Here is a 12,213-nt window from a genome sequence, read left to right as displayed (position 1 = left end):
ATCAATGCTCGGAACGGCGCGATGGGCCGTAACTGGATGCTCAGGCGCTTGGCTGCCACCACCCAAGTATCGCAACAGCGAGGCATGCAAGAAAGGCTACTGTCTGGTGCCCCATTTCCATCCAGTACCGGACCGGCGCGGTGTCTCTACGAAAAACCTGACTCGGCCAGCCCATAAGACCGTCTACGAACCAGTCCAGAGTATCAGCACTATGAAAGAAGGACGTGATTTTTCTCTCGACAAGTCCAGACCGCACTTTGCGGACGCAATCGACGCACAAATAGATTGCGACGACGCGAGCGACGATCTCATAAAAGAAGAACTGCATTCGAGCATCCATTCATCAAGTCCTGGATTGGATTACCAGGCCGTATTGCTCGTCGATTCGGCAGGGTTGAGGGCCGGGCGCAGGCATGATGAGCGCTACTTGGTATGTAGTGTGGCCGGATTTGATGTTGGTTCAAATGCCCGAATGAGAGGCGTAACCAAAGCCCTGCGTGAATCTCCATCCTATCGGGCGGGCAATGATGAATTTTGAATAAAGTGGGTCACGTCCGCTCTGCGTCACTTGCGGACTTCGTCAGAGTAAGCGCTGAAGGTCGGCTCTGGGCCACAAGCAGACATGGTCGACCTTCGGTCGCTTCAGCCAATCGGAAGTTCATAGCTGCAATTTCTTGCGCATCATCACGTGTGGTGTGCCTCCATCATCGAACACCGCTCCTTCCTCCATGTATCCTAATCGCTTGTAAAATCCGTATGCGGTGAGTTGGGCGCCGAGAATAATTTCCTCGGCACCGCGGCTGGAGGCAGTGGTCGCGGCGGACTCCATCAACTCTCTCCCAATGCCCTCTGTCCGCGACGACGCTGATACAGCCATCCTGCCGATTTTCGCGGTACGTCCATGGAGCAAAATGCGCAACGTGCCAATGACGTGGCCGTCAGACACCGCGGCAAGATGAGTGGCGACCATATCGTCCTCGTCGACCTCAATTTCTTCCGGGACACCTTGCTCGACTACGAACACATTATGTCGCAAGGCATATACTGCCGACATAAGCGGGTCTGTGGCTTGAATCTCGACTATCGTACTCAATTCCGCCTCCTTGGTCCGCCTACTAACCGCAACCTACAGTTACTTGCGAACGAAAGTCGTGCCCCAAGGCCAGTGCCGATCCAAGTGATGCGCGAGGCACTTGTTCGGCTCTGGGGTCACAATCGGACGTCTCCGGCGTGGTCGACCGGCTGGTGGACCGCGAAGCGGCCAACAAGGCGCAAGCTCGTGGTCCTGTCGGCCCCTGGCTTCACTCCCCCGGAGCGATCGCATTGCTCGGCGTCGGTCGGTCGGTGATCTGCTGGCCGAACAGGCTGCCGATCAGTTCGACGGCCGTGCGCGCCGTCCGGCCGCGTTCATCCAGGAAGGGATTGAGCTCGACGATGTCGACCGATCCGACCACGCCGGAATCGTGCAACAGCTCCATGATCAGGTGTGCCTCGCGATAGGTCGCACCACCTGGCACCGTGGTGCCGACGCCCGGCGCGACGCACGGATCGAGGAAATCGACGTCGAAGCTGACATGCAGCACGCCGTTGCTCGCCTTGACCCGTTCGATGACGCGTCGGATCAACACGGCGACGCCGAACTCGTCGATCTGACGCATGTCGACCACCCTGATCCGGCGCGCGCGCATCAGCTCTTTTTCCAGCTTGTCGATCGAACGCGCGCCGAACAAGTCGAGCCTGTCCGGATGGATCGACGCGCGGGGATCGTCGCCGAGCAGGCCGTCGAGGCCGGGTTCGCCGCACAAGAACGCGGCCGACATGCCGTGCATGTTCGCGGTGATCGTCGTCTCCGGCGTGTTGTAGTCGGCATGGGCATCGAGCCAGAGCACGAACAGCTCCCGTCCACGCTCCCGCCAATGACGCGCCATGGCATTGACCGACCCCATGGACAGCGTGTGATCGCCGCCCAGGAAGATCGGCAGGGCACCGGTTTTCGCGATCTCGTAGCCTTTGCGGCTCAGAACGCGTGTCCAGCGCTGGATCTCGCGGTAGTGATTGGCCCGTTCCGGCGGCGTGTCGGCGAGGTCCCGGACCTCGCTTGCGGAAAGATCGCCGTAGTCGACGACCTCGAAATCCAGGCTTTCGAGCAGTGTCGCAAGGCCCGCAGTCCGCAGCGCCGCAGGGCCCATCAAGGTGCCGCGTTGCGATGCGCCCATATCGATGGGAGCGCCGAGCAAAGCGATGCGCCGGGCTCGATCCGTCATGGTCCGATCGGTCACGGCTGCCTCCTCAGTCAACACGCTTGAGCCAGCCTAACAGAGATTCGCACCCATCGCTTCACGGGGGGCTTCGCTTCGGGAGGAACAAAAGCCCTCGCGCTGCATTGCCCATCCAAGGCCGGCACCCGCCGTTAATTGACGGCGCCTGTCGCGGATAGCCAAAGGTCGTCAGACCCGCTGTTCAAAACGAGCGCTCGCGCGGATAGCCAAAGGTGCCGGTCTTCATCATCAGGCCTGGAGGTCACGCGCTTGAGCACGGAGATACCGCAATCCACGTCCCAACCCGGCATGGCCGAGCGTGCCATCGATACGGCAGCGGATGTCTCCCGCACGATCGGTGAAGTCGCCGGAGGCCTGCATGCGGCCGTCGACCGCCTCACCTCCACGATCGAGGAATCGCGCAAGCCCGGCGGAACCCTCGCGACGGTCGCGGCGATCACGCGCGAAGCGCCGCTTGCCAGCCTGTTCGTCGCATTTCTCTTTGGCGTGGCGGTCGCGCGGCGGCGCTAGAAACCAGGCCGCCCTGCTCAGGCCGCGGTGACCACGTCGAGCCCAGCCACCAGAAATTGCCTGTCGAATGCCTCGGCAGGCATCGGACGCCCGAAGAAGTAGCCCTGCCCTTCCTCGCATCCCATGCTGACCAGGAAGTCGGCGGTTGCACGGTTCTCGATGCCTTCGGCCACGACCGTGAGGCCGAGCTGCTTGCTGAGGCCGATGGTCGAGCCGACGATCGCGGCATCGTCGGAATTGGCGAGCAGACCGAACACGAACGACCGGTCGATCTTCAGCCCGTCGAGCGGAAACTTCTTCAGATAGCTCAGGCTTGCATAACCGGTGCCGAAATCATCGAACAGGATTCTGACGCCGAGCTCCTGGATTCGCTTGAACATGGCGAGGACGCGGTCTTCGTCATGGAGCAGGATGTCTTCGGTGACCTCGAGCTCGAGCAACGAGGGCGTCAGCCCCGTCGATTCGAGCAAGGCCGCGACCGAATTCGCGAGGTCGCCGGAGTGAAGCTGCGAGGGCGAGAGGTTGATGGCGACGCGCACGCCATTGCCGGACAGCTCCCAGTCACGCGCCTGACGGCACGCGGTCTCCATCACCCAATTCGCGACCCGCTCGGACAGGGCCGAGGAGTTGACCACCGGCATGAACTCTCCGGGCGAGACGTAGCCGCGCACCGGATGCCGCCAACGGATGAGCGCTTCGGCCCCGACAAGGCTGCCGTCGATCAGACGAACCTGGGGCTGGTAGAACAGTTCGAACTCACCGCGATCCGCGGCAAGCGCCAACTCGCTCTCCAACGTCAGCCGGTTCTCCAGCTCCTGCCTGATCACAGCCTCGAAGAGCACATGGCCGCCGCGCCGCGTCGCCTTGGCACGGCTCAGCGCGAGATGGCCATTGCTGAGGAGATCGTCGGCGTTGTGTCCGCCTTCAGGATAGGCGGCAATTCCGATGCTGATCCTGACGCGGTGCTGCCGCGTGCCCGTCGCAAGCGGTGTTTCGAACGCGCGCGCGATCCGCTCGGCGAACGCCGCGAGCGGCTCGCCGGCCTCTGCACAGTCGAGCGCGATGGCGAATTCGTCACCGCCGAGCCGGGCAACGACTGCCTTGCCATCGACTTCGATCCGGAGACGCTCGGCGACGGCCCGCAGCACGTGGTCACCGGCCGAATGCCCAAGCATGTTGTTGATTTGCCGGAAGCCGTCGAGCCCGATCACGAGCAAGGCGACCTCGCGAGGCTGTCGCTCCGCATCCGCAATCATGCCGACCAGTCGGGCTTGCAGCGTATTGCGATTGGCAAGACCGGTCAGCGCATCATGTTCGGCAAGATATTTGACGCGTTCAGCTTCACGTTTGCGGACCGAAATATCGCGCAGAATCGCACCGTACTGAAAGCCGTCCGTTCCCTGCCAACCCGAGAAGCTTGCCTCGACGGGGAGGGTTTCACCATTCTTGCGCCGGCCCTCGAACTCGACGACGACCGCCCCACCTGGAACCAGGAGCGCTTGGCGCGCGGCGTCGTGCATGGACGGTCTCGTATCGCCTTCCGCCACCGGCATAGCGCACAGCGTTTCGAACGGACGACCGATCATTTCTGCCGGCGTGTAGCCGAAGATCGCGCTCGCGCCGGGATTCCAAACCGTGATCCGGTGATTCTCGTCGGTGCAGACGAGACCGTCGCCAAGCGACATCGCGATACGGTGGAAGCGGCTTTCGGCGATGCGTCCGAGAAGACCACGGAAATCGATTTCGTCCAGCGCGATCGCGGTCAGATAGGCGATGATCGCGATATGGAATAGCGATGTGTCGATCACGAGGGACCATCTTGCCTGCACGAAGGCTGCAGCCAGCTCGATAGCCGCCCCGGCGGCGATGAGGACAGCAACGCGAATTCCTGGTGCGAAGCGGCGCCACGAATACATCATCAGCAGGCAGATCACGCCCAGGCCCATGATCATGCCGATATCGGACGTCCAGCGCAGCATCCGGCCCTGAAGGATCGATTCCGCGGCCAGCGCCTGGAGCACCGGCCCCGAGACGATCTTGCCGTTGGGAACGCTGAAACGGTCGCCGAGCTCGAGCGCGGTGGCCCCGATGATGATCTTCTTGTCTCTCAGCTTGTCGAGCGGGGCGGCATCGCCCCGCAGCACGTCGACATAGGAGACGCTCGGAATGGAGGCGGCACGAATGCCGAAATCGATCAGGAAGGGCGACCGCCGGTTGGCGTCCTGCCCGGCCAGCACGACGGCCATCGAAGGCATCAAGGCATCGCCGAGCTTCTCGCCGAATGGATAGCGGCGAACGAGTCCGTCGGATTCGACTGCGACGTTCACGACCGCCGGCCACGACTGGTTGCTGAACGGCTTCAGGGGACGATTGACGTGCGCAGCGCCACCATTCGGCGTCGGCTGCTTGAAGGACGGCAGGATCGTCGAGCCGCCGGCATCGCGAAGCGCCTTGACGAAAGCATCGTCGGAAGCCGGATCCGACGGCGTGCTGAAATCGACATCGAACGCGATGTCCCCCGCGCCCGCCGCCTGAAGCCTGTGCAGCAGGTCTGCGTGAAGCCGGCGCGGCCAGGGCCACACTCCGATCTGATCGATGGATGGTGCGTCGATGGCCACCACCACGACCTTGCCGGTGGCCTCACGCGACTGCCAGGCGAACCGCAGATCGGTGAGCGCGTTGCGAAGCGCACCATGCCATCCCGTGGACAGCACGATCGCAAGCGCGATCACAACTAGAATATGCGGCCGATAGCGTTTCACTCCGATCCTCCCCCGCCCCGCTCCCGCGGGTGCGCCCCTCATCCCCCAGGAAATACCTTAGTGTCTGTTGTGGCCACGGCCATCGCTGCCGTGATCGCCCCCGCCCGCATTGCCGCTACCCGTGTTGCTCCAGCCATTGCCGGTGGCGCCGCCGTTGCCACTGCCATTGGCATTGCCGTTGTTGCCATTGCCGGAATTGCCGTTGCCGCCGGCATTTCCGTTGTTGGCCGCAGCTGCGGCGATTGCAGCGCCCGGGTTCGACGCACCGTTGCTGACCGAGGTTGCCGCACCGCTGGTCGTCACCGCCGTCTGGACGGCGCTGTTGGACGCGCTCGTGCCGGTCTTGCCATCGCTCCAGACGGTCTCGGCACCCAGGCTGGCGTTCGCGTTGCGCACCTGTCCGGGAGCCACCGCGCCGTGGGCAAGTCCGTGCGTGACCTTGTGGAAGTTCAGCTTGACCTCGCCGAGCGAGTTCGAGATGCGCACGGCGCCGGCTTTGGAGACATGACCCCCAGCCGCCTGATGCGATGACTTCGGCGCGCCGGCCGCCTTGTCGATTGGCCCGAGCGCGTGGATCGTATGGCCGCTCGCGGCATTGCGCGGCGCCGACAGGCCTGATTTTGGCACCGGCACACGCTCGATCGTCGGAGCGCGCGGCTTGCCGTGCTCGATCGGGTTGAACGTCCCTGCACCGCTCAGCCTGAGGCCGGGCTTGCCGTGCTCGGAGACGGTTGCTGCTTGTCCCTTCATGACCTGGGCAATCTGCCCCGTCTTGAAGTCGGAGACCTCGACCTGGCCGCGGAGCACGCCGACCTTGGTGGTCCCTGCTCCCACCGTGACGCTGAACCGCGTTCCCTTGACCACGGCGGCGAGATAGGGCGTCTCGACCTCGAAGTGCTTGACGTTGCGCTTCTCGACTTCGAGCAGGATCGAACCCGCCTGCTGGATGATGGTGGTCGAGAGCCCCTCCTTCTTCTCGGCCGGCAAGCCGACCACCGAGTTGGGAGAGATCAGAATCGTTTCCTCGCCGCGGACGAGCAGCACCCGGCCATTGCGGCCGGTCCGGATGGTATTGCCGGGCTTGAGCGTCTCTTCCTGGTTCAGCGAGACCTGTTGCGCGCCGTCGGTTACGACCCACACCTCGCCGGTGGCCTTGCTGATCGACCAGACGCCATCCTCCGCGGCGAACGCACCGGATGCCGTTCCAAGGGTCAGCGCCGCCACGACAGCGCACCGCATTCCAATTCTGCCGAGCATGACGATCCTCAGTCCCGCGTTAGCCGGATCTGAGGGGTATCCGAAATCACTCAAGAGAGGATTAGCGGGAAGCGGCCAGTGGAGGGGCGAGATTAACCAATCATTGACCATAAAAAACTAAGAAAAATCATGCGGCTAACGAACCCTTACCGTCCCGTGGCAATTCCCCCGTCAAACTACGGGGAAAGTTTCGCCGCGTGCGCCGGGAGGCGGCAGCTCATTACCGCATTGGCGTTGTTGGTCCCGATTTTTGCGGGTGTTCCCCAAGCGTTCGCGCAACAAGCGAACCAGCCGGGCTTCGATCCGCGCCAGCCCGAGAAATACTTTGAAAACCAAACCGAACGGGAAAGGCTGAACCGCCCCCCGGTCAGCCTGCCGACGGTTGGCCAACCTAACACCGGCGGCGAGACCAAGCCGCAATTCGTCCTGCGCGGCGTTAACGTCAGCGGCGCCCACGCCGTCTCCCGCGATCGCATTGCCGCAGTCTATCAGCCTTATCTCGGCAAGAAGGTCTCGCAGGCGGATCTCGCCGGGATCGCCGGCGCGATCAGCGATCTCTACCGCGCAGACGGCTTTCATCTGAGCCGGGCGATCGTGCCGCCGCAGGACATTGCCGACGGCCGGGTCCGGATCCAGGTGATCGAAGGCGCCATCGTGCAGGTCGAGCTGAAAGGCGAGGGCGCCGAGCAGTTCGGCGTAAGGCCGATACTCGGGCCGGTTCTCGCCGAGCAGCCGTCGCGCCTCCCGACACTCGAACGCCAGCTCTTCCTCATCAACGCCAGGCCGGACGTTCGGATCACCGATAGCGCGCTGGAGGAAATCGGCAGCGGGTCCGGCCGCTTCCGTCTCACCGTCTATTTGAAGACCTGGCACGTCTTCTCCTCGTTCGGCCTGGACAATCTCGGATCATCCTCGGTCGGCCCGTGGCAGACCTACGCCACCGGCGCGTTCAACTCCTACCTCACGCCTGGAGACACGCTGGCCGTCAACCTGTCGACGATTGCCAACGATCCTCGCGAGCTCGGCTTTGCACGGATGTCCTATGACGCGCCCGTCGGCGTCGACGGCGTACGTCTCGGTGCTTCCGTCCTGTACAGCGCGGTCCGACCGGGCGATGCCCGCCGCCTCGACAGCGACATCACGACGACCGAGGCCTTCGAGCTTCGCGCCGGCGTCGTTCCGCTGCAGTCGCAATCCTCCACGCTCACGCTGACTGCGGCGACGAGCTTCAGCAATGTGTCCGAGCACGACCTCTACGGCCCCTGGTACAACGACCACATCAGGACCGCGAGCCTGACCGCCGACTACAGGCTGCAGGATCACTTCGGCGGCACCAATTTCGCGACGCTGACCTACCGCCAGGGTCTCGATGTCTTCGGTGCCTCGCATTTCGGCGACGATCTGTTGTCGCGCGACGGCGCCTCGTCGAACTTCTCGGTGCTGAACCTCTGGTTCACACGCTACCAGACACTCAACGATGCCTGGTCGCTCAAGCTCTCCGCAGCGAGCCAGACAGCGTCGCGGCCGCTGTTCACCTCGCAGCAGTTTTATCTCGGCGGCGCGGCCTTCGGCCGGGGTTATGGCGCAGCCGAGATCAGCGGCGACAACGGCCTTGCCGGCTCGCTCGAACTGCGCTTCGACCAGAAGCTCAATTTCCACTACTGGACCGGCTATCAGCTCTATGCCTTTGGCGACGCCGGCGCCGTCTGGAACGACGGCTACCGTTTGAGTGAAGGCCTGTCGCTGACATCGGCCGGAGCCGGCGTCCGCTTCTTCCTGCCAAACGATCTCCAGGCCGATCTCGGCGTGGCGGTGCCGTTGAGCTTCCGGGCGCCGGACAACGAGCGCCGCAGCCCCCGCTTCCTGCTCACGTTGTCGAGCGCATTCCGGCTCTGCCCCGAACGCGGCAGGTCGGGCTGTCTCTAGCCGCCCGGTCGTTTGCGCAAGTCGCCCCGGCATGCGGCCCTTTCGCGGCCTTGCTCCACAGACTTGCCTAAATTTAATCCCGTAACCTACTCACGATCGCTCGATCCGGGAGTTCCCAATGACCATGTTCAGCCGAACGTGATTTGAGACGAAGCCATGAAGAGGGTGTTTGCAATCCTGACGTTTCTCTGCATCCTCGGCGTCGGGGAATATCTCGTCGTCAGCCGGTTCGCGATCCGCCATGAGACTTTGTCGCTGTTCGACACCTCGCGGCAGCGGCCGATCTCGGTCGAACTGGCGGTACGGCGCGATTACGAGGCCAAGGCCAATCTCGGCCTCTGGAAACTCCCGCTCGCCATCATCAGTAACGGCAACACCGTCAAGGCCACCGAATATTCCTTCCTCGCCAATGTGCTCGCCGCGCGCGGCTATCTGGTTGCCAGCATCCAGCAGGACCTGCCGAGTGACCCGCCGCTGATGACCCACGTCGGTCAGCAATATGTCGGCCGGCGTGAGGTCTATATCCGCTGCGAGGCCAACATTCTCTTCGTACTGGACAAACTGAAGAGGCAGCAGGAGAACGTCGATTACGACCACATCACCCTCGTCGGCCATTCCAACGGCGGCGACGTCTCCATGTATGTCGCCCATCAGCACCCGGAACTGGTGTCGAAGGTGATCACGCTCGACAATCTTCGGGTTCCTTTCGTGGCCAGTAACGGCCTGAAGATCCTGTCGTTCCGGTCGAAGGACCCGCATTTCGTGACCGATCCCGGCGTGCTGCCGACGCCGGAAGAGGCCAAGGCGCGCGGCATCGACATCGTCCACACCGGCGCACAGCACACGGAAATGAGCGATCGCGGCCCTAACGCGGTCAAGGAGAAGATCCAGGAAACACTCGACCGCTTCCTGCGCGACAGCGCCAGCAGCGCGCTCGCACCGGCTGATACGAAAAGCCCGATGATCATGAACCCGGGCGACTATTAGCCGGGAACGGCCTTGCGGCAGATCAAGGCGGCTCCGAAGCAGCAGGATAGAAAAGCCATATGACCTTGGAGAGACAGGTGTCGCATCCTATCGGAAGTCTTGATACGAAGGGTTTCGATGCAAGAAGCCTGAACCTGCCCACGGCAAGAATGCCGGCAGTGGTACGGCATCTCTATCGTTCGGTTCGCAAGCTGCTGCGGTCGATCATAGCCCGCATTGATCTCTCGCAATTTCCGGGATCATGCTGCGGATAGGCATGGCGGACGCCAACGAATGCATGAAGGTTACCCTATGCACCAGCATTTGAGACGAATCTGCCTGCTGCTTGCCGTAACCTCGAGCGTCGGCACGTCGTCTGCGCTCGCAGCTGATGCCGATCACGGTGCCGACCTCGCCAAGCGCTGGTGCGCAAGCTGCCATATCGTCGCGAACGGCCAGACCCAGGCGAGCGCCGACGTCCCCTCCTTTGCCTCTGTCGCGCACAGGCCAAACTTCAGTCCGGAGAGGCTCGCCTTCTTCCTGCTCGATCCCCACCCGAAGATGCCGAATTTCCCCTTGAGCCGGACCGAAGCGGGCGACATCGCGGCCTACATCGCATCGCTTCGATAGGAGAGCGCCGAGCACGGCACCTGCCACACATAAAGATCCCTGCCGGAGGACCGACAGGGATCAGCAGAAGGGATGCCGGACGGCGAAGGATCATTCGGTGGCCCGGCATGGATCGGCGCCAGCAACGAAATCCGGATCGCCACACCGCGCAAGTTCAATGTGTGGGCACGCTGTGGACAGCCAGGATCAGGATTTGCCCTTGCCCGGTTGCATGAGACTGCCGGTCATCTGACGCATGTGATCTCCAGCACTGGTGAACTGGCTGCGCAGGAAATCGGACTGGATTCGCATCGCTTCCTGAAGGTCGGTGGCATGAACCAGCTTGCGCGCATGCTCGAACGCCGACTTCATGTTCTGCTCGGTGAAAACCAGCGCCTGCTTCGACACCTCGGTCCCCGCGCCCGGAACCGACGACATCGATTTAGTGGCCGCTTCGAAAAACATTCCGAATGCTTTTTCCGCCTGGTCAATCGTCTTCTCGGCCAGGTCGCGCAGTTCGGCCGGAACTTCGAGCTTCGGTTCGATCATGGTCGCAGTCCTCCCATTTTCCCCAATTGAATACCACACTTGCCGGATCGCCTTCCAGCGGCCAGCCTGGGGGAAACCTCGCCGGCGGTCCGGCTACGGCAGGAAAGCGTAAGAGCCGGCATGAGGCCGGCGCGCGGCCGGGCTCAGGACAAGGGGTGCTCGGGAAGGGCTTCTTCGGTGGCGAGGTCTTCGACCAGCTTGATAACCTCGAAACGCTGTCGCGGCGCGAGCTTCAGGAACGCGCGCAGCAGGCGAAGACTTTCGACCGTGCCGCTTGCGGGCGCGCCGAGCTTGAGGTGCAGTTCAGCCGCGAAATTGAGGTTCTTCATCTCGCACCTATGACAAGCGTCGGCCTTGATCCACCCGAGAAGCTAACGCTGTAACAAGACGCCACAACGGGACCTCTAGCGACGAACTCTCGGCCAGGTGGCCCCGACCGGCTGGCGCGAGGGACAACATGTCCCACAACGCGCTCAATCATTTGGTTGCAATTATGCCAAGGAACAACCCGTCCAGCAAGTCCAACCGTGGGTGCAGCGATGCTTCGTCTGCATCGCAGCACGGCAATTCCGGATAACAGGAATATCGACTGCCGTCACCCACCTGCGTCAAGAAGCGGCATCAATCACGCATACAGCCCCGACCGCTGTCAATTGGCACAACGTTTCGGCTTGTTTCCGACATGAATGGACATTGGCTGCGCATGAGCGCTTCTCCGGCGCATACACGTAATTGTTGAGTCCGGCTCCGGCGGTTGTATCAGCGACGAAATGAAGATCGATCTCGCAAGCTGATCTCCCGCGTCCTGATCTCGGCGCGGTTGTCGCCTCGTCGGTCCGGATATGTGTCCGCCCGTGAACCATTGTCCATGAGCGAGCGACCAAGCCGTTGCGACACGGCCACGCAGATTACGGGCGCCATGGCTGAAAACTCTCCGATTCGGGCGCGCGTCAGCACCAAAGGACGACGGCATGCTTTCTCGCTGCGATCTCATCAAGGGCGCCGCGGTCGCGCTTTTCTCCCTCTCGATACCAGGCGCATGGGCGCAGGAGACCAAGATGAACCTGTTCAAGATCATCACCATCAAGGACGAAATCGTCGTCGGGTTATCGGCGGAGGAACTTAAGGGGCTCGGCGGCAACGATGCCAGCGCGGTTGCGCACGCGCTGGCGCAGAAGGGCGATCTCACGGTCTGGCAATACAACGTGCATCGTGGCCCGAACGGCGAATTGCAGCAGGCTCCGACCGCCAAGATCGGGCTTCTGGCCAACGCCTCGCTCCGCGTCGAGCCGTACACGACGCCTTACCTGATCGTACCGCATCCCTAAACAACCGACTGGGCACGCCGGCGGCCG

The 12,213-nt window shown here is 62.6% G+C and carries 12 protein-coding genes; 6 read left to right on the top strand and 6 right to left on the bottom strand.

Going from position 1 to position 12,213, the window contains the following annotated elements; translation table 11 throughout:
• Positions 1-211: 211 nt before the first annotated feature.
• Positions 212-538 (top strand): hypothetical protein, encoded by a 327-nt coding sequence (locus tag XH84_RS22860; protein ID WP_128919842.1) that lies wholly within the window; start codon positions 212-214, stop codon positions 536-538.
• A 120-nt stretch (positions 539-658) separates the two neighbouring features.
• On the opposite strand, the gene XH84_RS22855 is transcribed toward XH84_RS22860, so the two are convergent.
• The gene (locus tag XH84_RS22855) at positions 659-1,093 is read right to left on the bottom strand and encodes a GNAT family N-acetyltransferase (RefSeq protein WP_206734133.1); all 435 of its coding nucleotides are present in this window, start codon (positions 1,091-1,093) and stop codon (positions 659-661) included.
• A gap of 208 nt (positions 1,094-1,301) precedes the next feature.
• The gene (gene rocF / locus XH84_RS22850; RefSeq protein ID WP_128919841.1) at positions 1,302-2,279 is read right to left on the bottom strand and encodes an arginase; all 978 of its coding nucleotides are present in this window, start codon (positions 2,277-2,279) and stop codon (positions 1,302-1,304) included.
• A gap of 249 nt (positions 2,280-2,528) precedes the next feature.
• On the opposite strand from rocF, the gene XH84_RS22845 reads away from it, so the two are divergent.
• Positions 2,529-2,789 (top strand): hypothetical protein, encoded by a 261-nt coding sequence (locus XH84_RS22845; RefSeq protein ID WP_128919840.1) that lies wholly within the window; start codon positions 2,529-2,531, stop codon positions 2,787-2,789.
• A 17-nt stretch (positions 2,790-2,806) separates the two neighbouring features.
• Here the strand turns inward: XH84_RS22845 and XH84_RS22840 are convergent, their stop codons facing one another.
• Both XH84_RS22840 and XH84_RS22835 read right to left on the bottom strand, forming a co-directional pair.
• Complete coding sequence (locus XH84_RS22840) at positions 2,807-5,551, bottom strand: EAL domain-containing protein (protein WP_164936302.1); 2,745 nt, start codon at positions 5,549-5,551, stop codon at positions 2,807-2,809.
• Between the two features lie 57 nt (positions 5,552-5,608).
• Complete coding sequence (locus XH84_RS22835) at positions 5,609-6,808, bottom strand: FecR family protein (protein ID WP_128919838.1); 1,200 nt, start codon at positions 6,806-6,808, stop codon at positions 5,609-5,611.
• Between the two features lie 129 nt (positions 6,809-6,937).
• Here XH84_RS22835 and XH84_RS22830 point away from each other — a divergent pair, with 129 nt between their 5' ends.
• From XH84_RS22830 to XH84_RS22820, 3 genes are all read left to right on the top strand, one after another.
• A complete protein-coding gene (locus XH84_RS22830) occupies positions 6,938-8,734 on the top strand; it encodes a ShlB/FhaC/HecB family hemolysin secretion/activation protein (RefSeq protein WP_128919837.1) in 1,797 nt (598 codons plus the stop codon).
• 156 nt (positions 8,735-8,890) lie between these two features.
• Positions 8,891-9,721 (top strand): alpha/beta fold hydrolase, encoded by an 831-nt coding sequence (locus XH84_RS22825; RefSeq protein ID WP_128919836.1) that lies wholly within the window; start codon positions 8,891-8,893, stop codon positions 9,719-9,721.
• A 291-nt stretch (positions 9,722-10,012) separates the two neighbouring features.
• Positions 10,013-10,330, top strand: a complete 318-nt coding sequence (locus XH84_RS22820) for a c-type cytochrome (RefSeq protein ID WP_128919835.1) — start codon at positions 10,013-10,015, stop codon at positions 10,328-10,330.
• Positions 10,331-10,516: 186 nt separating this feature from the next.
• Here XH84_RS22820 and XH84_RS22815 read toward each other — a convergent pair whose 3' ends face one another.
• Both XH84_RS22815 and XH84_RS22810 read right to left on the bottom strand, forming a co-directional pair.
• Positions 10,517-10,858 (bottom strand): phasin, encoded by a 342-nt coding sequence (locus tag XH84_RS22815; protein ID WP_094972645.1) that lies wholly within the window; start codon positions 10,856-10,858, stop codon positions 10,517-10,519.
• Positions 10,859-11,001: 143 nt separating this feature from the next.
• Complete coding sequence (locus XH84_RS22810) at positions 11,002-11,187, bottom strand: hypothetical protein (RefSeq protein WP_007601490.1); 186 nt, start codon at positions 11,185-11,187, stop codon at positions 11,002-11,004.
• A gap of 642 nt (positions 11,188-11,829) precedes the next feature.
• Here XH84_RS22810 and XH84_RS22805 point away from each other — a divergent pair.
• Complete coding sequence (locus XH84_RS22805; RefSeq protein WP_128919834.1) at positions 11,830-12,186, top strand: hypothetical protein; 357 nt, start codon at positions 11,830-11,832, stop codon at positions 12,184-12,186.
• Positions 12,187-12,213 lie beyond the last annotated feature (27 nt).

It is taken from the genome of Bradyrhizobium nanningense (assembly GCF_004114535.1).
GTDB classification, from domain to species: Bacteria; Pseudomonadota; Alphaproteobacteria; order Rhizobiales; family Xanthobacteraceae; genus Bradyrhizobium; species Bradyrhizobium nanningense.
The sequence above is the reverse complement of the archived record's forward strand: the minus strand, read 5'-3'. Positions and strand labels throughout refer to the sequence as shown.